20 protein-coding genes and 1 CRISPR repeat array are annotated in these 20,773 nt (G+C 74.7%); of the genes, 8 read left to right on the forward strand and 12 right to left on the reverse strand.

The window, feature by feature from the left end; translation table 11 throughout:
- Positions 1-2: 2 nt before the first annotated feature.
- Together ACIQBJ_RS02005 and sigK are read right to left on the reverse strand one after the other, a co-directional pair.
- Complete coding sequence (locus tag ACIQBJ_RS02005) at positions 3-758, reverse strand: anti-sigma factor domain-containing protein (RefSeq protein ID WP_400701857.1); 756 nt, start codon at positions 756-758, stop codon at positions 3-5.
- Complete coding sequence (sigK, locus tag ACIQBJ_RS02010; RefSeq protein ID WP_400701860.1) at positions 755-1,339, reverse strand: ECF RNA polymerase sigma factor SigK; 585 nt, start codon at positions 1,337-1,339, stop codon at positions 755-757. Before sigK ends, ACIQBJ_RS02005 begins: the two co-directional genes overlap by 4 nt.
- Before the next feature lie 282 nt (positions 1,340-1,621).
- Here sigK and ACIQBJ_RS02015 point away from each other — a divergent pair, with 282 nt between their 5' ends.
- From ACIQBJ_RS02015 to ACIQBJ_RS02025, 3 genes are all read left to right on the forward strand, one after another.
- Positions 1,622-2,005 carry a glyoxalase gene (locus ACIQBJ_RS02015; RefSeq protein ID WP_400701863.1) on the forward strand — a complete coding sequence of 128 codons (384 nt, stop codon included), beginning with the start codon at positions 1,622-1,624 and terminating at the stop codon, positions 2,003-2,005.
- 82 nt (positions 2,006-2,087) lie between these two features.
- Positions 2,088-3,665 carry a molybdopterin-dependent oxidoreductase gene (locus ACIQBJ_RS02020; RefSeq protein ID WP_400701867.1) on the forward strand — a complete coding sequence of 526 codons (1,578 nt, stop codon included), beginning with the start codon at positions 2,088-2,090 and terminating at the stop codon, positions 3,663-3,665.
- A gap of 58 nt (positions 3,666-3,723) precedes the next feature.
- Positions 3,724-4,383: a fasciclin domain-containing protein gene (locus ACIQBJ_RS02025; RefSeq protein ID WP_400701870.1), complete on the forward strand. Its 660-nt coding sequence runs from the start codon at positions 3,724-3,726 to the stop codon at positions 4,381-4,383.
- Positions 4,384-4,434: 51 nt separating this feature from the next.
- Here ACIQBJ_RS02025 and ACIQBJ_RS02030 read toward each other — a convergent pair whose 3' ends face one another.
- Positions 4,435-4,836, reverse strand: a complete 402-nt coding sequence (locus ACIQBJ_RS02030) for an SsgA family sporulation/cell division regulator (RefSeq protein WP_400701873.1) — start codon at positions 4,834-4,836, stop codon at positions 4,435-4,437.
- 315 nt (positions 4,837-5,151) lie between these two features.
- Here ACIQBJ_RS02030 and ACIQBJ_RS02035 point away from each other — a divergent pair, with 315 nt between their 5' ends.
- The 4 genes from ACIQBJ_RS02035 to ACIQBJ_RS02050 all read left to right on the forward strand — a co-directional run bounded on the left by ACIQBJ_RS02035 (position 5,152) and on the right by ACIQBJ_RS02050 (position 9,914).
- Positions 5,152-6,738 carry an SMI1/KNR4 family protein gene (locus ACIQBJ_RS02035; RefSeq protein WP_400701876.1) on the forward strand — a complete coding sequence of 529 codons (1,587 nt, stop codon included), beginning with the start codon at positions 5,152-5,154 and terminating at the stop codon, positions 6,736-6,738.
- Positions 6,739-6,810: 72 nt separating this feature from the next.
- Positions 6,811-7,932, forward strand: coding sequence for a DNA alkylation repair protein (locus ACIQBJ_RS02040; protein WP_400701879.1), 1,122 nt, complete (start codon positions 6,811-6,813; stop codon positions 7,930-7,932).
- Positions 7,933-8,199: 267 nt separating this feature from the next.
- Entirely contained in the window at positions 8,200-9,285 is a 1,086-nt protein-coding gene (locus ACIQBJ_RS02045) for an S-(hydroxymethyl)mycothiol dehydrogenase (protein ID WP_400701882.1), read from the forward strand.
- A complete protein-coding gene (locus ACIQBJ_RS02050) occupies positions 9,285-9,914 on the forward strand; it encodes an MBL fold metallo-hydrolase (protein WP_400701885.1) in 630 nt (209 codons plus the stop codon). The genes ACIQBJ_RS02045 and ACIQBJ_RS02050 overlap by 1 nt, the downstream gene beginning before the upstream one ends.
- A 242-nt stretch (positions 9,915-10,156) precedes the next feature.
- On the opposite strand, the gene ACIQBJ_RS02055 is transcribed toward ACIQBJ_RS02050, so the two are convergent.
- Together ACIQBJ_RS02055 and ACIQBJ_RS02060 are read right to left on the reverse strand one after the other, a co-directional pair.
- Positions 10,157-10,378, reverse strand: a complete 222-nt coding sequence (locus tag ACIQBJ_RS02055) for a 4-oxalocrotonate tautomerase family protein (protein ID WP_400701888.1) — start codon at positions 10,376-10,378, stop codon at positions 10,157-10,159.
- A 63-nt stretch (positions 10,379-10,441) separates the two neighbouring features.
- Entirely contained in the window at positions 10,442-11,197 is a 756-nt protein-coding gene (locus tag ACIQBJ_RS02060) for an SDR family oxidoreductase (RefSeq protein WP_400701891.1), read from the reverse strand.
- 159 nt (positions 11,198-11,356) lie between these two features.
- On the opposite strand from ACIQBJ_RS02060, the gene ACIQBJ_RS02065 reads away from it, so the two are divergent.
- A complete protein-coding gene (locus ACIQBJ_RS02065; protein ID WP_400701894.1) occupies positions 11,357-12,262 on the forward strand; it encodes a helix-turn-helix domain-containing protein in 906 nt (301 codons plus the stop codon).
- Between the two features lie 39 nt (positions 12,263-12,301).
- A CRISPR array of direct repeats spans positions 12,302-14,282; the repeat unit is 29 nt; unit sequence CGGCAGACCCCCGCTCGCGCGGGGTGGAC.
- 21 nt (positions 14,283-14,303) lie between these two features.
- On the opposite strand, the gene cas2e is transcribed toward ACIQBJ_RS02065, so the two are convergent.
- From cas2e to casA, 7 genes are all read right to left on the reverse strand, one after another.
- Complete coding sequence (cas2e, locus tag ACIQBJ_RS02070; protein WP_400701897.1) at positions 14,304-14,624, reverse strand: type I-E CRISPR-associated endoribonuclease Cas2e; 321 nt, start codon at positions 14,622-14,624, stop codon at positions 14,304-14,306.
- A 34-nt stretch (positions 14,625-14,658) separates the two neighbouring features.
- Entirely contained in the window at positions 14,659-15,654 is a 996-nt protein-coding gene (cas1e, locus tag ACIQBJ_RS02075; RefSeq protein WP_400701900.1) for a type I-E CRISPR-associated endonuclease Cas1e, read from the reverse strand.
- Positions 15,651-16,307, reverse strand: coding sequence for a type I-E CRISPR-associated protein Cas6/Cse3/CasE (gene cas6e / locus ACIQBJ_RS02080; protein WP_400701903.1), 657 nt, complete (start codon positions 16,305-16,307; stop codon positions 15,651-15,653). Before cas6e ends, cas1e begins: the two co-directional genes overlap by 4 nt.
- Positions 16,304-17,116: a type I-E CRISPR-associated protein Cas5/CasD gene (gene cas5e, locus ACIQBJ_RS02085; protein ID WP_400701906.1), complete on the reverse strand. Its 813-nt coding sequence runs from the start codon at positions 17,114-17,116 to the stop codon at positions 16,304-16,306. The genes cas6e and cas5e overlap by 4 nt, the downstream gene beginning before the upstream one ends.
- Positions 17,113-18,273 carry a type I-E CRISPR-associated protein Cas7/Cse4/CasC gene (gene cas7e, locus ACIQBJ_RS02090; RefSeq protein WP_400701909.1) on the reverse strand — a complete coding sequence of 387 codons (1,161 nt, stop codon included), beginning with the start codon at positions 18,271-18,273 and terminating at the stop codon, positions 17,113-17,115. Before cas7e ends, cas5e begins: the two co-directional genes overlap by 4 nt.
- Positions 18,274-18,345: 72 nt before the next feature.
- Positions 18,346-19,077, reverse strand: coding sequence for a type I-E CRISPR-associated protein Cse2/CasB (gene casB / locus ACIQBJ_RS02095; RefSeq protein ID WP_400701912.1), 732 nt, complete (start codon positions 19,075-19,077; stop codon positions 18,346-18,348).
- A complete protein-coding gene (gene casA, locus ACIQBJ_RS02100; RefSeq protein ID WP_400701915.1) occupies positions 19,074-20,648 on the reverse strand; it encodes a type I-E CRISPR-associated protein Cse1/CasA in 1,575 nt (524 codons plus the stop codon). Before casA ends, casB begins: the two co-directional genes overlap by 4 nt.
- Between the last annotated feature and the right edge of the window lie 125 nt (positions 20,649-20,773).

Here is a 20,773-nt window from a genome sequence, read left to right on the forward strand (position 1 = left end):
CGTCAGGTGAAGGGGAGCAGGAGCACGGGCTGACCGCTGGGGTGGGCGGAGCCGCCGGCGGGTTCGAGGGTGAGGCCGATGCCGGTGGCGGCGTTCAGCGGGCCGGTGAGCAGCAGGGTGCCGTCACCGGCGGGGAGCAGGCCGGCGGGGCGCATGGTGCCGGCGTCGTCGAACCAGAGCTGGTAGGTGCGGCCGGGGCCCGGTGCGGGGAGTCCGGCGGCGAGGAAGCCGGCCCGGCCGCGGTCGGCGGACCAGACCACGGTGCCGGTGCCGCCGTCGGCGCGCACCGTGGCGGTGCGGGCGTCGGGCGCGGTGAGCAGCGCGGCGACGGCGTCCCGCTGCTGCTGGAGCGCGACGACCCGGTCCCGGGCCCGGTCGGCCTCCCGGTGCTCCCGGACGGCGACCGCGCCCGCGCCGGCGGCCAGCGCCAGGCAGGCCGCGAGGGCGAACTTCGGTGCGTTGCGGGCGAGTCGGCCGACCCGGCGGGTGGCGGGGCGGGGCACCGCCGGGGCCTCCTGCCGGACGGCGGGCAGCGCGGCGAGGACGCGCCGCTTCAGCTCCGGCGGGGGCGGGACGGCCTCGGCCGCCCCGAGCCGGGCCAGGGTGGCGGCGAATTCCGCGACCTCGTGGGCGCAGGACGGGCAGTGGGCCAGGTGCTGTTCGAAGGCATCGTTCTCCGCGGGGTCGAGGGCGTGCACGGCGTACGCGCCGGTCAGCGTGTGCGGGTCGGTCCGGCCGGGCCGGTCGGCGGTGTTCACGCGCCCACCCCCAGGCAGTCGCGCATCCGGATCAGACCGTCGCGCATCCGGGTCTTGACGGTGCCGAGGGGCGCGCCGAGCACCTGGGCGACCTCGGGGTAGCTGTAGCCCCGGTAGTAGGCGAGGGTCAGCGATTCGCGCTGCAGTTCGGTCAGGGTCTTCAGGCAGCGCCGGACCTGCTCGCGCTCCAGCCGGCCCTCGACCTGCTCGGCGACCTCGTCGTAGGCCGCGGTGTACGCGGACTCGGCGGCCCGCCGGTCGCGGTCGGCGGCGGCCTGCGCGGACCGGACCCGGTCGACGGCCCGCCGGTGCGCGACGGTCAGCACCCAGGACATCACCTCCCCGCGCTCCGGCTGGTACCTCGCCGCGGTGCGCCAGATCTCCACCAGCACCTCCTGTGCCACCTCCTCCGACTGGGCGGCGTCCCGGACGACCCGGCGCACCAGCCCGAACACCGGCCCGGCGAGCGCGTCGTACAGGGCCGAGAACGCGTCCTGGTCGCCGCGGACCACCCGCGCCACCAGTTCCTTCAGATCCGGTCCGGGCCGTCGCGGCAGGCCCAGCGGCACGACGCTGCTCATCCGGGGACCGTCCCGCGGACGGTACGGCTGCGGCGGGCGACTGGCACGGGGACCTCCTGGGCACGGCGGGCCGCGGGCGGCCCGGCCGCGCATAGCTGGACAACACGACGCCACTTGTTCGGAACCGGGGCCCGCCCCGGATTGGCGCGGGTTCCGCGCAGTTCGGCGAAATTCGGTTTACAGCGCACACCCGATCGACCATGCTCCGGTCGTCCTGCCGGGGGCACGGCGCCGCGGGTCGGCGCACCGCCCCGGTGCCGCGCCGCACGAACGGGGTTCCCCATGGGGTACGAGCCGTCCGAGTCCTTCCTCGGTCTCCACCACGTCCACCTCGCGCTCCCGCCGGGCGGGGAGGAGAAGTGCCGGGAGTTCTGGGGCGGCGTCCTCGGCTTCGAGGAGCTGGCGAAGCCCGCCGTGCTGGCGGCCCGCGGCGGCGGCTGGTTCCGCGGCGGCGGCCTGGAGGTGCACCTCGGCGTGGAGGAGGACTTCCGCCCGGCCGCGAAGGCCCACCCGGGCATCCTGATCCGCGGGCTGGACGCGGTCGCGCGGCGCCTGGCGGAGCACGGCATCGAGGTGACCTGGGACGGCGACTTCCCCGGCATGCGCCGCTTCTACGCCTCCGACCTGCTGGGCAACCGGCTGGAGTTCCTGGAGCCGTCGGCCTGACCGGCACCGCCCGCTGACGTCCCGTCAGGTCCGGTGAAAATTCTTCGCCCCCCGGACCAATCCGCTCCCCCGGTACGCCCGAATGCCGGGTGTGAGCAACGACAACCGTCCCCGCCGACCGCTGCGGCGAGCACTCCGGCGCACGGCCCTCCCGGCCCTGACCGGTCTGGCGGCCGCAGCGGCCGCCCTGGGCGCGGGCGAACTGCTCGCCGCCCTGGTCGGGCCGGGCAGCTCGCCGCTGCTCGCGGTGGGGTCGGCGGCGATCGACCTGACGCCGACGCCGCTCAAGGAGTACGCGGTCCGCACCTTCGGCACCCGGGACAAGGCGGTGCTGCTGGGCGGGATCGGCCTGACGACGGCCCTGCTGGCCGCCGCCGCCGGGGTGCTGGCGTCCCGGTTCCCCCGGGCCGGCGCGGCCGTGTTCGGCGCGTTCGGGGTGCTGGGCGCGGTCGCCGCCTGGTCCCGCCCGACGGCGGCCCGGGCGGACGGCCTGCCCGCGCTGCTGGCGGGCGCGGTCGGGGCGGTCGTCCTGCTGCTCCTGTCGCGTCCCGCCGCGGCCCCGTCCCCGGCGGCGCCGTCCGCCGCCGGCCCGGCGGTGTCACGCCGGGCCGTGCTGGTGGTGGGGACGCTCGCGGCGGGCGCCGTCGCGGGCGTCGGCGGGCGGGCCCTGACGAACCGCCGGTTCGACGTGTCCGCCGCCCGGGAGGCGGTCCGGCTGCCCGCGCCGGCCGTCCCGCTCGCGCCGCTGCCCGCCGCCGTCCACCCGCAGGTGCCGGGACTGTCCCCGTTCCGCACCCCGAACGCCGGCTTCTACCGGGTGGACACCGCGCTGTCCCTGCCGCGGATCGACCCCCGCGACTGGGCGCTGCGCGTGCACGGACTGGTCGACCGCCCGCAGCTGATCACCTTCGACGAGCTGCTGCGCGAACCGCTGGAGGAGCTGGACCACACCCTGTCCTGCGTCTCCAACGAGGTCGGCGGCCCGTACGTCGGCACCACCCGCTGGCTGGGGGCCTCGCTCCCGGCGCTGCTGCGGCGGGCCGGGGTGCGGGCCGGGGCGGACCAGCTGGTCGGCCGGTCCAAGGACGGCATGACCATCGGCACGCCCCTGGAGTCCGTCCTGGACGGGCGCCGGGCGCTGCTCGCGGTCGCCATGGACGGCGAGGTGCTGCCGGTCGCGCACGGCTTCCCGTGCCGGACGGTGGTGCCGGGCTTCTACGGGTACACCTCCGCCACCAAGTGGCTGGTGGACCTGGAGGTGACCACCTTCGCCGCCTTCGACCCGTACTGGGTACGGCGCGGCTGGGACCGCACCGGCACCGTCCGCACCGCCTCCCGGATCGAGGTGCCCGCCCCGTTCGCCAAGGTCCCGGCCGGGGAGGTGGACGTCGCGGGCACCGCCTGGGCCACCCACCGGGGCGTCGCCGCCGTCGAGCTGCGGTTCGACGACGGGCCCTGGCAGCAGGCCCAGCTGGCCGCCGACGCCGGGCCCGACCTGTGGCGCCAGTGGTCCTACCGGTGGAGCGGCGCGTCCCCCGGCACCCACCGGATCGAGGTCCGGGCCACCGACGCGACCGGCGCGGTGCAGCCCGAACAGCGGGCCGCGCCGTTCCCGGCGGGCGCGACGGGCTGGCACAGCACCGTCGTCACCGTCACCTGACTTCTCGTCAATCCGTTCTCCCCTTTCACCCTTTCGAGTACCGAGGAGTACCTCCACCATGTCCGTTTCCACCCGCCGCCAGACCCTGACCGCCCTGTTCGCCGCCGGCGCGCTGGCGCTGACCCTGGGCGCCTGCAGCAGCAGCGGCTCCGACAACTCCGGTTCCGCCGCTTCGAGTTCGGCGTCCGCCCCGATGGCGGGCGGCAGCAGTTCCGCCGCCATGGCCTCCGGCAGCGCCACCGGTGACCAGCCGTTCGGCGCGGCCTGCGCCGCCGTCCCCAAGGACGGGGCGGGCTCGTTCAGCGGGATGGCGCAGGACCCGGTGGCCACCGCCGCCTCCAACAACCCGCTGCTGTCCACCCTGGTCACCGCCGTCAAGCAGGCCGGGCTGGTCGACACCCTGAACTCGGCGCAGAACATCACCGTCTTCGCGCCCACCAACGACGCCTTCGCCAAGGTCCCGAAGGCCGACCTGGACGCGCTGCTCGCCGACAAGGCCAAGCTCACCAAGGTGCTGACCTACCACGTCACGCCGGAGCGGCTGGCCCCGACCGCGCTGGCCGGCAGCCACAAGACCCTGGAAGGGAGCAACCTGACCGTCACCGGCTCCGGGCAGGACTTCACCGTCAACGGCAACTCGAAGGTGCTGTGCGGCAACGTGCAGACCGCGAACGCCACCGTCTACATCGTCGACACCGTGCTGATGCCGACCTCCTGACCCCGGCCGGCCCGGCTGCGGGACCGACGGGCTGACGGACCGACCGGTCCGTCAGCCCCGCAGCCGGGCCAGCAGGCCGTCCAGGTCCAGGTGGGCGTGTTCCCGGCCCGCCGGGACGAGGGCGTAGCTGTCGAGCAGGAAGCCGGTGACGATCCCGGCCGGGACGCTGATCACGGCGTCCCCCGTGGCCCCGCGCAGGGTGACGAGCACGTCGCCCGCCCCGCCCGGGGCCACCGTCACGTCGCCGTCCCCGGCGGGAGCGTGGCGGCCCTCGTTGAGCAGGTCCCGGCCGAAGTACCACTCGGTGGCCCCGATCCGGCCGACCGCGGGGAAGGCCAGGCGCACCGCGTACGGCAACGCCGAGTCGAAGTGCAGCGCCGCTTCGACCTGCTGCCTCGGGTACGGGCTGCGGGGCAGCGTGACGGTGGTGGACCAGCAGGTGGCGACGGTCATCCGTGGCGGCCTTCCTTCCGGGTGACAGTGCGGGCAGCACCCGGCTACCCGGTCGGAGCGGGAATCTGCACGTCCCCGCAGAACCTTCACCGAGGCCGCCCGACCACTCCACGACCGCACCCCGAACGGCGCACGCCCGCCGCGCCGCGCGCCCCCACCTCCGCCCCCGGCCCCGCGTCCGCCCCCGACCCCCCGGGGCCGACCCTGATCCGTCCCCGATACCCGCCGAATCCCTGACGGCGTGTCAGCTCGGTGTGATGGGGTGGGCTCCTCGGCCGCGGGGGCGGCCGGGGGTGCGGACGGACGGGGTGGGGCATGGACCGGGTGGAGTGGCGGGCGTTCCTGGAGCTGTGGAGCGCGGAGTGGATCGCCGCACACGACCCCGAACGGCAGGACCCGCTCGACCCGGCGGTGGTCCGGGAGGGCTGGCTCGGCTTCGCGCCCGCGAGCGAGGCCGCGATCACGGCGGCCGAGGCCCGGCTGGGCCACCGGCTGCCGCCCTCGCTCCGCGAGTTCCTGCTGGTCACGGACGGCTGGCGGGACGCCGGGGCCTCCATCTACCGGCTGGCGGGCCCGGCCGGGCTCGACTGGCTGCGCGACACCCCGGACCGCGGCTGGATCACCGCCCGGGAGCAGGCCGCCGACGGGACGGCCGCCGGACTGCTCGGCGGGCTGCTCGACGGGGTGGCTGACGGGGTGCTCGACGAGGTGGTTGACGGGGTGCTCGACGGAATGGTCGAGGGAGCGGCCGACGGGACGAGCCTCGGAACGACCGACGGGACGACCGGCGGGACGACCGACGGGACGACCGACGGCGGCTCGGCGGTCGAGGCCCGGATGCTCGCCCGCTCGTTACGGGTCTCGCTGTCCGGCGACGCCGCCGTCGTGGTGCTCGACCCGCAGGACGTCGCCCCGGACGGCGAGTGGGCCGCCCACTGGCTGGCCTCCTGGTCCGGCTCCGGGCCCGAACGGTTCGGCTCCTTCGGCGAGTTGATGCGCGCCCAGTGGCGGACCTTCCACGCGGTGCGCCGCCCGCCCGGCCCCACCCGGGACCACTGGGACCGCGAGGTGGAGCGCGGCCGCCGGGCCGCCCTCGCCGGGCACGTCGACCCGGCGCTGCGCCTGTTCGAACAGGCCGACGCGTTCGGCCGCCCCCGCGCGGGCCTGCTCCGCCTGCAACTGGACCTGCTGCTCGGCGACTGGCGGCACCGGGTGCCCGGCCCGTTCTGGAACATCCGGGACTGGGACGTGCTGCTGGCCGGCCCGCTGTTCGCCCGGGAACTGCTGCCGCTGCTGGCCCGGCACGATCGCGAGGCCCGCCCCGGCGCCCTGCGCCCGCTGCCCCGGATCGCCCAGTGCGCCCCGCCGCCGGTCCGGGAGCTGATCGCCCGGCACACCGTCCGCTCCGCCGAACCCGGCTTCCGGCTGTGCTTCGGCCCGCCCGCGTTCGACGCCGCCGTGCACGCCGTGGTCGACCGCCTGGCCGCGTACCGGGACGGACAGCACCACCCGTCGCCCCCGTCGGCCGGGCGGTCGGTGCTGTCCGTCCCGCCGCCCGGCGAACCGCTCCCGCCCGGCGCCCGCTGCGCGCTGCGCGACCGCCCCGCCGCCCCGCCCGTCCGGCACCTGCAGGCCGCGCCCGCGCCGCGCCCGGCCTCCCACCCGGTGTCCCACCCGGTCCCGCTGCGCGCCGACCCCGGCTTCCCCGACGCGCTCGCCGAGGCCGCCTGGGCCGAGCTTCTGACGGCCCTTCCGCTCTGGCGCCCGGTCGACCACAACCACCTGGCGCCCGTCTCGCTGCTCGCCGAACCGCTGCTGGACGAACTGCTCACCCGGGCCCGCGGCCGGGCCCTGCTGTCCGTCCCGCGCGCCGCCGCACCGGACCGGCCCGGGCCGCGGTAGCGCGGCGGGGCCCGCCGGCCGTGCCACCGGGGTAGGTTCGGACGTACCACCGGAACCCACCCTGGAGCGGCCGTGCCCACCGCCGACGAGCTGATCAGCGCCGAGACCGTCCGCGAACTGGCGGGCCTGCTGCGGGAGTCCGCGCCCCGCCGGTCCGACTGGCGGACGGTCGCCGGGGCCGCCACCGCCCTGGCCGGCCTCGGCCCCGGCGAGCGGGCCCGGACGGTCGGCGGCGCGCTGGTCGCGGACGCGGGCGGCGGCTGGGACGAACTCGCGGACGCGGTACGGGCCCTGCTCGGGCGGCCGGAACTGACGGGCTGGATGGTCTGGCCGGTCACCGAGGCGGTGGCGGCCGCCGCGACCGCCCCCGGCGGCGACTTCGCCGACGGCCTGGACCTGCTGGCCGCCCTGACGCCCCGGCTGACCGCCGAGTTCGCGCTCCGCGCCTTCCTGGACGCCGACCTGGACCGCACCCTCGCCGCCGCCCGCGCCTGGTCCGCCTCCCCCGACCCGGCCGTCCGCCGCCTCGCCAGCGAGGGCACCCGCCCCCGGCTCCCCTGGGCCCGCCAGGTCCCGGCCCTCACCGCGGCCCCCGGGGTGACCGTCCCGATCCTGGACGCGCTCCGCCACGACCCCGACGAGGTCGTCCGCCGCTCGGTCGCCAACCACCTCAACGACCTTTCCCGGCTCGACCCGGCCCTCGCCACCGCGACGGCCGCCCGCTGGGCCGCCGACCCGGACGCCGCCACCGCCTCCGTGGTCCGGCACGCGATGCGCACCCTGATCAAGGACGGCGACCCCGCGGCCCTCGCCCTGGTCGGCTTCCACGGCGACCGCGAGGACCTGAAGGTGGTCGGCCCGCTCCTGGACCGCTCCACCGTCCCGATCGGCGGCACGCTCACCTTCACCGCCCGGGTCACCAACGTCTCCGCCGCCCCCGTCTCACTGGTCATCGACTACGTCGTCCACCACCGCAAGGCCAACGGCCGCACCACCCCCAAGGTCTTCAAACTCACCCGCCGCACCCTCGCCCCCGACGCCACCACCGACCTCACCCGCCACCACTCCTTCCGCCCCCTCACCACCCGCACCTACCACCCCGGCGAACACGCCCTCCAACTCCAGGTCAACGGCCACCGCTTCGACACCGCCCCCTTCACCCTCACCACCCCCACCGTCCCCCCACAACCCTGAGCCCGCCCCTCCCCACCTGACCCGCCGGGGCGAACACCCCTCTCCCTTCTCCCTCCCCACCTGACCCGCCGGGGCGAACGTCCCTCCCCTACGGCCCCGTTCGGCAAGTGCCGCTCCGCAGGCAGCGTCCGCGCCGCACTCCCCCGCCCACCCCTTCTCCTCCCCTCCCCACCTGACCCGCCGGGGCGAATGCCCCGTCCTGCACCCCCGTTCGGCATACGCTCGTGCGCAGGCGCGTCCGCGCCGTGTGCGGAGAGGGGTTTCGGGATGGCTCAGCTGGTCCGGGGTGTGATCGCGCGTGCGAAGGACGCACCGGTGGAGGTGGTGCCGATCCTCGTGCCGGACCCGGGGCCGGGCGAGGCCGTGGTGCGGGTGCAGGCGTGCGGGGTGTGCCACACCGACCTGCACTACCGGGAGGGCGGCATCAACGACGAGTTCCCGTTCCTGCTCGGGCACGAGGCGGCGGGCGTCGTCGAGGCGGTCGGCGAGGGCGTCGACGAGGTCGCGCCCGGCGACTTCGTCATCCTCAACTGGCGTGCGGTGTGCGGTACTTGCCGGGCCTGTCGGCGCGGCCGCCCGTGGTACTGCTTCGCCACCCACAACGCGACGCAGAAGATGACGCTGGAGGACGGCACCCCGCTCTCCCCCGCCCTCGGCATCGGCGCGTTCGCCGAGAAGACCCTGGTCGCGGCGGGCCAGTGCACCAAGGTCGACCCGGCGGCCTCCCCGGCCGCGGCCGGCCTGCTGGGCTGCGGCGTGATGGCCGGCCTGGGCGCGGCGATCAACACCGGCCAGGTCGGCCGGGGCGACAGCGTCGCCGTGATCGGGTGCGGCGGCGTCGGCAACGCGGCCGTGGTGGGCGCCCGGCTGGCGGGCGCGGCCCGGATCATCGCGGTGGACGTCGACGCCCGCAAGCTGGAGACGGCGCTGCGGCTGGGCGCCACCCACACCGTCGACTCCCGCTCGGTCGACCCGGTGGAGGCGATCCGCGAACTGACGGGCGGTCACGGCGCGGACGTGGTGATCGAGGCCGTCGGCCGGCCCGAGACGTACAAGCAGGCGTTCTACGCCCGCGACCTGGCGGGCACGGTGGTGCTGGTCGGCGTCCCGACGCCGGAGATGACGCTGGAACTGCCGCTGCTGGACGTGTTCGGGCGCGGCGGCGCGCTGAAGTCCTCCTGGTACGGCGACTGCCTGCCGGACCGGGACTTCCCGATGCTGATCGACCTGTACCTGCAGGGGCGGCTCGACCTGGACGCGTTCGTCAGCGAGACGATCCCGCTGGACGGCGTCGAGGAGGCGTTCGCCCGGATGCAGCGCGGCGAGGTGCTGCGCTCGGTGGTGGTGTTCTGATGGCGGCCCGGATCGAACACCTGGTCACCTCCGGCGAGTTCAGCCTCGACGGGGGGACGTGGGAGGTCGACAACAACGTCTGGATCGTCGGCGACGACGAGGAGGCCCTGGTCATCGACGCGGCGCACGACGCCGACGCGATCGCCGCCGCCCTGGGCGGCCGCCGCCTGCTCGCCATCGTCTCCACCCACGCCCACAACGACCACGTCGACGCGGCCCCGGCCCTCGCCGACCTGACGGGCGCCCCGATCCTGCTCCACCCCGCCGACGAGGTGCTCTGGCGGCAGACCCACCCGGACCGCCAGCCGGACGCCCCGCTCACCGACGGCCGGCAACTCACCGTCGCCGGAACCACCCTGACCGTCCTGCACACCCCGGGCCACAGCCCGGGCGCGGTCAGCCTGCACGCCCCCGACCTCGGCGCCGTCTTCACCGGCGACACCCTCTTCGCCGGCGGCCCGGGCGCCACCGGCCGCTCCTTCTCCTCCTTCCCCACCATCATCGACTCGATCCGCGACCGCCTCCTCACCCTCCCGCCCGAGACCGTCGTCCACACCGGCCACGGCGACTCCACCACCATCGCCACCGAATCCCCCGCCCTCCCCGCCTGGATCGCCCGCGGCCACTGACCCCCACCCCACCGGTGGCCGCGCCCCACGGCTCGGCCACCGGCCCGAACGGGCAACCGGGTCAGCCAACAGATGTGGGCGCTGAAGCCGAAGATCCTCGATGCCCGGGCGTGCTGGCTCCCCGAGGTGCCCGAACGGGACGGCGAGGGGCGGCCGGTGGCCATCCGCTACTGAGGCGTGCCGCGCGCCCCGCAGGCGGTCGGGGTACCGGTGGCGTGGCCTCCCCCGCGCCGCGGGTCCGGTCAGGCGTCCGTTTCGGTGGCCGCGCCGAGGTCGGCGAGGGTCAGGACCCGGCCGGAGATGCCCCAGCCGCCGTCGGGGACCTCCTCGACCAGGACCATGGTGGTGGCGCGGGCCCGTTCGCCGTAGATCTCGGCGTACAGGTCGGTGGTGCGGGTGACGATCTGCTCCTTCTGCTCGGGGGTGAGAGTGCCCTGAAGGACCTTGAAGTTGGCGAAAGGCATGGCGGGTCGTTCCTGTTCGGTCGGTCGGTCGGTCGGTGGATGGGGACGGGAGGGGACGGCGGGTCAGACGATCCCGCCGTTGGCGCGGACGACCTGGCCGTTGATCCAGTGGCCGGCCGGGGAGGCGAGGAAGGCGACGACCTCGGCGATGTCGGCGGGGGTGCCGAGGCGTTCCAGCGGCGGCTGGGCGGCGAGGCGGGCGACGGTCTCCTCGTCCTTGCCGTCGAGGAAGAGGTCGGTGGCGGTGGGGCCGGGCGCGACGGTGTTGGCGGTGACGTCCCGGCCGCGCAGCTCGCGGGCCAGGATCGGGGTCAGCGCCTCGACCGCGCCCTTGCCGGCCGCGTACGCGCCGTAGCCGGGGAAGGCCAGCCCCAGCACGGAGCTGGAGAAGGTGACGATCGCGCCGCCGGGGCGGACCCGGCGGGCCGCCTGCTGGACGACGGCGAAGGTGCCGCGGACGTTGGTGCGGTGCAGTTCGTCCAGGACGGCCAGGTCGAGTTCGGCGACCGGGGCCAGGTGCATCCGCCCGGCGGCGTGCACGACGGCGTCGACGCCGCCGAACGCGTCCTCGGCCGTGTCGAACAGCGCCGCGACCTGGTGCTCGTCGGCGACGTCGGCGCGCACCGCGACCGCCCGGCCCCCGGCGGCGACGGCCTCCCGGACGGCGTCCTCGGCGGCGTCCCGGTTCCCGGCGTACCCGACCACGACGGCGTACCCGTCGGCGGCCAGCCGGGTGACGGTGCGGCGGCCGATGCCGCGCGAGCCGCCGGTGACGATCGCGACCCGGGACGGGGCGGTGGTGGGAGAGGAGAGGGACACGGCGGGCTCCTGGCGTTCGGTGCGGGTCGGGCCGCGGTGCTGCCGCCGCCCTGCTGTCCCCTCCAGCTTCGGCCGGTCCGGCGGGCGCAACCAGGGCTGCGTCCACCCGGGGGTCGCCACCCCCTGGTTGCGCCCGGCCGGGCGGGCGACCATGGAGGGGTGGACCTTCCCGAACTGGGCGCCTTCCTGAGGACCCGCCGCGACCGCATCCGCCCGACCGAGGTCGGCCTGCCGCCGGGGCCGCGCCGCCGCGTCCCGGGGCTGCGCCGCGAGGAGGTCGCCCACCTGGCCGGCCTGTCGGTCGACTACTACACGGAACTCGAGCGCGGCAGCACGAAGAACGGGGTGCAGCCCTCGGCCCAGACCCTGGCCGCACTGGCCCGGGCGCTGCGGCTGGACGGCGACGAACGCGACCACCTGTTCCGGCTCGCCGAACGTCCGCTCCCCCCGTCCGCGCACGGGCCGTCGACCCACGTCCAACCCGCGCTGCTCGGTCTCCTCGACCGGCTCTCCGACACGCCCGCCCGGGTCATCACCGACCTGCACGAGACCCTGGTGGAGAACGACCTGGCCCGCTCCCTGCTCGGCCCCTCCCCTGCCCGGCGCGGCCCGACGGCCAGCTTCGTGTACCGCTGGTTCACCGACCCGCAGGCCCGCGCGCTCTACCCGCCCGAGGACCACCCCCGGCACTCCCGGGTGTTCGTCGCCGACCTGCGGGCGGTGGCCGCCCGGCGCGGCCGCGACCGCGAAGTCGCCCGCATGATCGCCGAACTGGGCCGCCGCAGCGAAGAGTTCACCACCCTCTGGGCCACCCACGACGTCGCGGTGCGCCGCATCGACCGCAAACGAATCGTCCACCCGACCCTCGGCGTGATCGAACTCGACTGCTCCAACCTCCTCAGCGAGGACGGCCGCCAACGCCTCCTCTGGTTCACCGCCCCACCCGGCACCCCGGGCGCCCACCAACTGAACCTGCTGTCCGTACTCGGCACCCAGGACCTCACCACCGGCACCCCAGCGGAACGGCACACCCCGGAACGCCACACCCGGAAAGCCCTCCCGTAACACCTGACACAGCCGGCACCGTGCCCTCGGCCCCAGCACTGGCAGACACCCGCTCGCGCGAGGTGGACTTCTCCGGCATCGGAGACAAGATCGCGTTCCCCGGCAGACCCCCGCTCGCACGGGGTGGACACAAGGCGGGTGAGTTCGACCCCGTGACCGGCCGGCAGACCCCCGCTCGCGCGGGGTGGATGGGCAACCGCCGATCACGCCCCGGGCGATGAGCGGCAGACCCCCGCTCGCGCGGGGTGGACTGGGAGTGTGGCCGACATGACGACTGAAACTGCGGCAGACCCCCGCTCGCACGGGGTGGACTCGTGCAGATGATCGAAGCCCTCCGCGGCAGCTGGCAGACCCCCGCTCGCGCGGGGTGGACGCGCTGAGCCCCATGACCTTCCCCACCACCACCGGCAGACCCCCGCTCGCGCGGGGTGGACGGCCGAGGATGCCCATTGTGAAAGTTGGGCAACGGCAGACCCCCGCTCGCGCAGGGTGGACTTCGGGTTGAGGTCGTCGAACGCGGCCGACACCGGCAGACCCCCGCTCGCGCGGGGTGGACAGCGGGTCGCCGGTCCGGCCGCCCGCGGGCAGCGGCAGACCCCCGCTCGCGCGGGGTGGACATGCCCAGGTCGGTCTTGTTCCGCAGGATGACCGGCAGACCCCCGCTCGCGCGGGGTGGACGACATGTAGCCAGACAACCACGCTCCGTGCAACGGCAGACCCCCGCTCGCGCGGGGTGGACACCCGGGGGTGGCCGTCCTCGTCCATCCAGACCGGCAGACCCCCGCTCGCGCGGGGTGGACCGGCCATGTCAGATCTCCTGGTGGCGGCGGGGCGGCAGACCCCCGCTCGCGCGGGGTGGACCGCACATGTTCCCCTCGATCCCCGGCCGGCCCCGGCAGACCCCCGCTCGCGCGGGGTGGACGGCCGTGGCGCGAACCTCGTGGTGGCGGACGACGGCAGACCCCCGCTCGCGCGGGGTGGACGGCCTGCTGGACGCGTCCTTGGCGGCGGAGTGCGGCAGACCCCCGCTCGCGCGGGGTGGACACCTCAGCCCCCGACAACGCCCGCGACCGAGCCGGCAGACCCCCGCTCGCGCGGGGTGGACTCGCGGCGTTCCTCGGGGAGGTCGGCACCGGGCGGCAGACCCCCGCTCGCGCGGGGTGGACACGTACAAGCTGGTCCGCACTTCGAATGGGCCCGGCAGACCCCCGCTCGCGCGGGGTGGACAGGACATCGGCGATGTGGGTGACCTGGGCGCCCGGCAGACCCCCGCTCGCGCGGGGTGGACGGCCGGGCCCTCGTGCGCTGGGAGGACATCGACGGCAGACCCCCGCTCGCGCGGGGTGGACCTCGCGCTGCCGTTCATCACCGTCGGCGCGTTCGGCAGACCCCCGCTCGCGCGGGGTGGACGCCGCGTACGTGGCGCCGGTCTCCTCGCTCAGCGGCAGACCCCCGCTCGCGCGGGGTGGACCCTGCTCCCGCCCGGTACCGTCCGGGTGCATCCGGCAGACCCCCGCTCGCGCGGGGTGGACTCCTCACCCCAACCGGTGTCGTCGATCGCGGTTGGCAGACCCCCGCTCGCGCGGGGTGGACCGTCCGACTTGACGATCGCGTCCGTCGTCGCGCGGCAGACCCCCGCTCGCGCGGGGTGGACTGGTCGGCGTTCGAGTTCGTCGGCCCGTGCCGCGGCAGACCCCCGCTCGCGCGGGGTGGACGCGCTCATCGCCATCCCCTACGCGGCCGCCAGCGGCAGACCCCCGCTCGCGCGGGGTGGACACCTTCGCGACGAGGATGCCGTTCCGCCCGCTCGGCAGACCCCCGCTCGCGCGGGGTGGACTGACGACGAATCCGTTCGCCCGGTTGGCCATGCGGCAGACCCCCGCTCGCGCGGGGTGGACGGATGCGGGGCTGGCGGCGCATGGTGTCGCTCCGGCAGACCCCCGCTCGCGCGGGGTGGACACCACGAGGCGTACGACCAGGGGATGCGCCGCCGGCAGACCCCCGCTCGCGCGGGGTGGACCCTTTTTGAGCTGGGACTTCTCTAGGGGTTTGCCATTTCTTGACCTTCTGGGGTCGGGGGTTTGGTCTGGGCGATGAGCAGGAGGCCGTCGAAGTCGATGGGGTGGCGCCGGTGGGTTCCGGCGGTGCGGAGTTGGAAGCCTTGTTCGTTGGCGGCGGGATGGATGAGGACGGCTACGCCTTCTGCGAGGCAGCCTCTGACCGAGGTCCAGAGTTCTTCGCGGACCTTGGCGGAGACGGTGCCGACGTACAGGTGGGGTGTGACTTCCAGCAGCCACCGCGTCAGGGCGCCGCGAAGGTGGTCGGGGACGGCGGTCATCGACAGGACGGTCAGGGATGCCATCTCGGCTCCTTGACCGCAGCTGACTGACGATAGTTCAAAGCGCTTCCCCCCTGGAGTAGTTGACGCCGCCGGGTACAACCCCGACGACGGGGTCCCAGAGGTCGACGAGTTGTTCGTCGGGGTCGGAGGGCACGATGCCGGCTCCGGGTGCGAGCAGGCGTTGGACGTCGGCGACGATGCGGGGCAGGAGCTTGAAGAGCCGCAGGCCCTCGCGGAAACTGCGGCGTGCCTCTGCTTCGGGGTCGGTGGAGGAGTGGAGGGAGAAGGCCAGGGGGATGGTCAGTTCGGCCTTGTAGAGGTCGGCGATGTCGTAGACGAAGGCCTGCTGGTTGCCGCTGTGGACGAAGCCGAGGGCGGGTGAGCAGCCGAGGGCGAGGAGTGCGGCGTGGACGATTCCGTACAGGCAGGTGTTGGCGGCGGACAGGGCGAGGTTGACGGGGTCCTGGGTGTCCCAGGAGTCGGGGTCGTAGGTGCGGCGGAATCGTCCGATGCGGTGTTGCTGGGCGAGGAGGCGGTAGTGGGCCTTGACGCGTTGGCCCTCCATGCCTCGGAGCTTGTCGAGGGTGACGTCGGCGGGCAGGGCGGTGTCGCCGAAGCGCTGCCGGTACATGGCGACGGCGATGGCCAGGCGTTGCCGGTCGTCCGCCCAGGCGCGGACCTGGTGTTCGAGCCAGGTGGTGCTGAGGGATTCGGGGAGGGCGGCGGCGTAGCAGCGCACGCCGCCGGAGCCCGTGGCGACGACGGTGGTGCCGTGGCGGGCGAAGGTGGCCAGGGCGCGGGCGGTGATGGAGGTGCCGGGGCCGAGGAGGACGCAGCTGAGGGCGGCGGTGGGGAGGTAGACGGTTTCGGTGCCGCGGTCGGTGGTGGCGATCTCGGCGCGGACGCCGGTGTCGTCCTGGACGACGCGCACGATGTCCAGGTAGAGGAAGGAGAGGGAGTCGGCGATGCGGGGGAGCATCGCGACGGTGGGTGCGGCGAGTCTGCGCCGGGCGCCGGAGCCGGTCGCGGTGCGCGGGCGCGGTGGTGTCATCGGGGTCCTCGGTGGGGGGCGATGCTGAGCAGGCCGCAGCCGTAGGCCTTGCCGCGGCCGATGCCTTCGCGGATGCGGGTGCGCAGCAGGTCGGGGTCGGTGATGCGGGCGGTGCCCTCGAAGAGGGTGCGGGTGTGGTGGATGCGGTGCCGGTCCTGGCGGCGGTGGCCGGTGGCGGCGTCCAGAGGGATGGAGTGCAGGGTGGTGAGGGCGAGTCCGGAGGTTTCGGCCTGGCGGGTCCACCATTCGTCGGCGTGGGCTCCGCCGAGGGCGACGACCTCGGGGAGGTGGTAGAGGGCGCGGGTGGTGGCACCGGGTTTGCGGACGGGGCTGGCGGCGATGCGGTAGCGGACCGGCAGGTCCTTGCGCAGGGCGTCGAGGAGCGGGGCGAGGGGTTTGGCGGCGATGGTGCCGTAGCCGTCGGGGAGTTGGGCCGGGTCGGGTCGGCGGTTGCTCTGCAGCAGGATCTGTTCGCCGTCGCGGCCGGTCTCCGTGCGGAAGAGGATGCCGAGGTGGCGCCGGGGTTCGGTGCTGGGGACGTCGTCGGGGAAAAGCGACATGATCCGGTGGTGGAGGCGGACCGCTTCGTCGGCGTCGTGGCGGACGTCGGGGTGCCGCGGGTCGGGGATGATGCGGGTCAGCCACAGGGTCATGCCGGTGAGCCTTCGGAACGGGGCGGGTGGGTGGCGAGGTGGGCGGCCAGGGCGTCGAGGTAGTCGGCGCCCAGGCCGTGGCACTGCTGGGCGGGCAGGTGCAGGGTGCGCTGGTAGCGGGAGCGGCTCTGGTAGACGCGGCGCTGGGGGTGGAAGTTCAGCGGCTGGTCGTTGACCTGGCCGGCCGCGTCGCTGCCGCTGTCGGTGCCCTCGACGGCGGGTGACAGGTGGGTGAGGGGCCGGTCGCCGTGGAAGAGCACCGGCACCGTGGCCGCGGTCCCCTTGCGGGCCCGGGCCAGTGGCAGCTCCACCAGGTGGCGGTGGACGTCGTCGAACTCGCCCAGCAGCAGCGGTCCTTCGGGCGGGCAGGAGCGCCGTCCCAGGTACGGCGGCCAGTGCGGTGCGCGCAGGGCGGCGACGCAGGCATCCAGGACGTCGGCGGGGCCGGTGAGCGCTGCGGTGAACACCGCGTCCGCCAGGTAGTAGCGGTGGGAGAGCAGCGTCGCCGCGGCGGCGGGGCGCTTCTTGCCTTCGGCGGTGGTGACGGTGTGCCGGGCGGGGAGTCCTCCGCCGACGGTGTGCAGGTCGCGCAGCACCACTCCGGGCCGGTCGGCGCGCACGGTCAGCGACAGGCGAGTCAGGTCGCCGATGTCCTCGCCGCGTCGGCGGCCGAGCGTGCAGGCGAGCAGGCCGATCACTCCGGAGCGAGTGGGGAAGGGCGCGGTGTCGCGTTCGTTGAACTTGCTGCGCTCGCCCCAGGACTGCAGCGGGCCGGCCAGCCGCAGCAGCAGGCCCGCCTCACCGCTCACCGGTCCGCCTGCGGGTAGGCGGCGGCGATGGCCGCGGCGATCAGCGCGGGGAAGGAGGCGGCCCGCTCGCCCAGTTCCTTGGGGCTCTTCGCGTCGGTCCCGGCCCAACTCGCCGAGATGACGCCGCGGTTGCCGAGCAGCGTGTTCGCAGTCGCCGCGTACTCGGCCAGCGCGGTGCGCGAGGGCTCGGAGTAGCCGCCCTCCCGGCCGGCCCGGACCGGCTTCTCGAACGCGGCGGCGAACGACAGCGGCCGGTCCGAGCGCACCGCGATGTGCACCAGGTCCGGGATGGTGTGCGGCGCGGTCGCGGTCTTCTTCGCCTGCGGCAGCGACAGCACGAACGCCTCCAGGAACCCGGCCGCCAGCTCCCGGGCGGCGGCCAGGTCGCCGCCGAGGTTGTCCGCCAGTTCCTTCAGGTCGATCGTCGCGAAGCGGTAGAACACGCCGGCGGAGAACTCGGTGTGGCCCATGTGCGCGCTGCCGGTGGTGTCGCTCCAGAAGTCGGTCACGTCGTCGACGGCCGAGAAGTAGTCCAGTTCGATGTCGGTGCCGTGCGTGGTCAGTGCGTGTGCGACCTGCACCGCTCCGTCCACGCCCGCGTCGTCGACCTCCGCCAGCATCCGTCCGAACAGGTTGATCACCCCGTTGCGCGAGCGCAGCACCGCGTCGATCCGGTCCTTGGACAGCACGCTCTTGTCGTTGGACTTCTTGATGTCCTTCGCCGTCTCCAGCCCGGCCCGGAACTCCTCCGCCAGGTCGGCGAGTTCCGCCACCGCGCCGTGCGGCACGTACACCATGGCGTTGGTGGTCACCGCGGCGCTGTCGCTGTCGACCTCGAACTTGATGCTGCTGCCGGCCGCGACGTGCTGTCCGGCCCGCGCGGCCAGGGGGCCCGGCCAGCCGCGCTCCTCCTCAAGCAGCCGCGCCACCCGCTCGCCGATCCGACGCGTCCGCAGCGCGGCGTCCCCCATCTGCTCCTGGAAGTAGGTGCGGGCGGCACGCTTCCACGACTGGCTGCTCACCCTGGTCCGCTCGGTCCCGCCGTAGGAGACGGTCTTCACCGAGTTGTTGTCGTCCCGGTTCAGGTTCGCGAACGGCACGCTCTGCACCACGTGCACGTCCACGAACCGCGCGACCGCGTCAGCCTTCGTCACCATGCTCTTCTCCTCGCTTTTCGTCGTGAATCCGTAGGGATGGGTCCGCCCGACGGACGGCGCCCGGCCTTGCGCCTACTGCTCGCGGACGCCGTCGCCCGCCGCGCTGTCCGCCTGCTGGGCCTGCTTGACCTTCTCCGGATCGAGTTCCCGGTAGAAGTCCTGCAGCCAGCGCCGCTTCACTTCGCCTCCGTAGCGGCGCCACCGGCACAGGTCCGCCAGCAGCAGGGCCCAGTCCACCCGTGCCCCCGCTTCGCGCAGTTGCCTGACAGCTCCCGGAAGGTGCCGGTGCAGGCCGTCCACGCTCTGTCGTGTCAGCAGGTTCAGCCGTGTCTCCGCCGAGGTCTCTCGCACCCCGTCGGCCTCCACCGCGTCCGCGAACGTCCGGCCCAGGCTCTGCCGAGGTCGCCGCGCTGGGGCCGATTGGTCTTCCGGCTGCCCCGCGGCCGGACCGTCCGGAGTGCCCTCAAGGGCTTCCACGGCCTCGTCCTCCGGGGCCGCGGGCACCGCGTACTGGCTGCGGCGCTGGGAGGCGATCATCGCCGCCACCGTGTAGTAGGCCCGCTGCACGTCCTCCCCGGCACCGGCGGGCAGCCACCGCGCCACGAAGCGGTGCATCGAGGGCACTTGGTCCAGTCCCTTGCCCGCGCCGCGTCGCAGCGCCGACCGCACGCCCGGGTCCGTCGCGCAGCGCTGCTCCACCCACGCGGTGAACGCCTCCGCCCTGCTCGGGCGTGCCTCGTCGGCCTTCACGGAACCGTCCGCCGGTCCCGGTGGTTCCTGCTCGATCAGCACCGCTTCGCTCACTTCGCCACCGCCTTGCTCGCACTCCGGCGGGCCGGACCGCCCGCCGCCGCGGCGCCCTTGCGCCGACCGCCGTACAACTCGACCCGGGCCGCCTCGCAGGCCCGCGCGCCCCGCACCGAGGCGACCGCCCGTGCGGTCACCGCCTCGAACGCCTCCTCCGCGAGGCGCCGGAACACCGCCCCCGCGCCGTCGAAGTCCCGTCTGCCGAACCGCGCCCAGAACTCGGCCTCCGCGGCCGGCCAGTACCGGGCGCCCGCGTCCACCGCCCAGGAGCAGTCCTTCAGTTTCGGGGCGTCGGTGAACTGCTGCCACGCCTTCTTCGCCGCCAGCTCCAGCCGCCGCCCGTACATCTCCCCGACCGCTCGCAGCTTGCTCACCAGGACGGCGGAGTCCGGGGAGCGGCGCTCCGACAGGCCCAGCACGGGCGGCGTCGACGCGTCGACGACCTGGACGTCCTTCGCCTGGCCGTCCTGCTCGAACCCGAGCGCCCGCACCCGCAGCCACTCCGAGACCTCCGGCGCGGTCCGGAACACCTCCGGCCGCTGCGGCCGACTGTCACCCGGCAGCTCGCTCAGCAGCAGCGCGTCCACGTCCCGCCACAGGGCGCGCCCGGAATCGGCGGGCCGCGGGTAGCGGTTCCCCTCCTTCGACAACTGCCAGATCAGGTAGGCGTCCCCGTCCCGTGCCACCTTGTCCCGCCACGCCCAGGTGATGAACGCGTCCGTGACGTACCGTCCGCTCGCGTCCGGGACCAGGAGCAGTGCGTGCTGCGAACGGGCCGTCAGTTCCGAACAAGGGCCGGTGAGTTCCGGAGGAGGTCCAGCCGGGTCACCGGGATCGCGTTCCCAGGCGCACAGGTCACGGTCCCGTCTGACCTCGGACGCAGGCTCCGGCAGGCCGGCCAGCAAGGTCTCGAAGATACTCACCCCCTCGGGGTGGTAGGAGAGCGTGCTGCGCAGCGGGCCCGCCTTGGCGTCGGCCGCCTTCACCGTGCCGACCGTGCGGCTCGAGCAGCGACCCGAGGGGCCGTAGTAGTGCCACACCAGCAGGTGCAGGACCGCCTCCGCCGCGGACGGCTGCACCGGTGCACGTGCGTCGACGTGCTCGAACCAGGCGTGGTTGTTGCCGGAGGGCCTGGTGGTCACCAGTTTGTCGACGCCCGCGGTGTTGCCCGGGTCGCACTGCGCCGTCAGCCGGGGGTCCTGGAGGAACGGACGTCGAGGGTCGAACAGGTCGAAACGATGGCGGTTGTCGTTCACGTACTTCTCGACGTCGGCCGTCTCGAAGCGGCCGGCGTCGAAGACGTCTGCCCGGCGCTCTCCCCACTCCCCCGGGCCCTGCTCGTCCAGTCCCGTCACGCGCACCGTGATCGCGTAGAGCACCCGGTACAGGGCCGACAGCGCCGGAGGCAGAACGACGGTGATCGCCTCGATCTCGTCTGCGCGGAGCAGGAGTTCACGCAACCCCACCGCGGCGGGTTGCCCGCCTGCGACCGGGCTGTCGATCCGCCAGCGGACCGGGATCCACGGTTCGTCGAACAGGTTGTAACTCGGTGGTGCGGTGGACGGCATGAGGTCTCCGACAAGGGGTGACGTCTCGAACGGGCGAACATGCGCGGATAGGCTCTGGCTGCTCCCCGCGACGAGCGGGGGTGAGCCGTCTGGCGGCTGGAACAGCCGGACGGAGCGCACTGTCC

This window comes from Kitasatospora sp. NPDC088391, from assembly GCF_044753345.1.
Taxonomy (GTDB): domain Bacteria; phylum Actinomycetota; class Actinomycetes; order Streptomycetales; family Streptomycetaceae; genus Kitasatospora.

What these genes read in the sequence shown, in the direction of transcription:
- ACIQBJ_RS02035 (WP_400701876.1), top strand. Translation starts at nt 5,152, where the DNA reads ATGGACCGGGTGGAGTGGCGGGCGTTCCTGGAGCTGTGGAGCGCGGAG.
- ACIQBJ_RS02015 (WP_400701863.1), top strand. Translation starts at nt 1,622, where the DNA reads ATGGGGTACGAGCCGTCCGAGTCCTTCCTCGGTCTCCACCACGTCCAC.
- sigK (WP_400701860.1), bottom strand. Translation starts at nt 1,339, where the DNA reads ATGAGCAGCGTCGTGCCGCTGGGCCTGCCGCGACGGCCCGGACCGGAT.
- cas6e (WP_400701903.1), bottom strand. Translation starts at nt 16,307, where the DNA reads ATGACCCTGTGGCTGACCCGCATCATCCCCGACCCGCGGCACCCCGAC.
- ACIQBJ_RS02050 (WP_400701885.1), top strand. Translation starts at nt 9,285, where the DNA reads ATGGCGGCCCGGATCGAACACCTGGTCACCTCCGGCGAGTTCAGCCTC.
- ACIQBJ_RS02055 (WP_400701888.1), bottom strand. Translation starts at nt 10,378, where the DNA reads ATGCCTTTCGCCAACTTCAAGGTCCTTCAGGGCACTCTCACCCCCGAG.
- ACIQBJ_RS02030 (WP_400701873.1), bottom strand. Translation starts at nt 4,836, where the DNA reads ATGACCGTCGCCACCTGCTGGTCCACCACCGTCACGCTGCCCCGCAGC.
- ACIQBJ_RS02045 (WP_400701882.1), top strand. Translation starts at nt 8,200, where the DNA reads ATGGCTCAGCTGGTCCGGGGTGTGATCGCGCGTGCGAAGGACGCACCG.
- ACIQBJ_RS02020 (WP_400701867.1), top strand. Translation starts at nt 2,088, where the DNA reads ATGCCGGGTGTGAGCAACGACAACCGTCCCCGCCGACCGCTGCGGCGA.
- cas7e (WP_400701909.1), bottom strand. Translation starts at nt 18,273, where the DNA reads ATGGTGACGAAGGCTGACGCGGTCGCGCGGTTCGTGGACGTGCACGTG.
- cas1e (WP_400701900.1), bottom strand. Translation starts at nt 15,654, where the DNA reads ATGACACCACCGCGCCCGCGCACCGCGACCGGCTCCGGCGCCCGGCGC.
- casA (WP_400701915.1), bottom strand. Translation starts at nt 20,648, where the DNA reads ATGCCGTCCACCGCACCACCGAGTTACAACCTGTTCGACGAACCGTGG.
- ACIQBJ_RS02025 (WP_400701870.1), top strand. Translation starts at nt 3,724, where the DNA reads ATGTCCGTTTCCACCCGCCGCCAGACCCTGACCGCCCTGTTCGCCGCC.
- cas2e (WP_400701897.1), bottom strand. Translation starts at nt 14,624, where the DNA reads ATGGCATCCCTGACCGTCCTGTCGATGACCGCCGTCCCCGACCACCTT.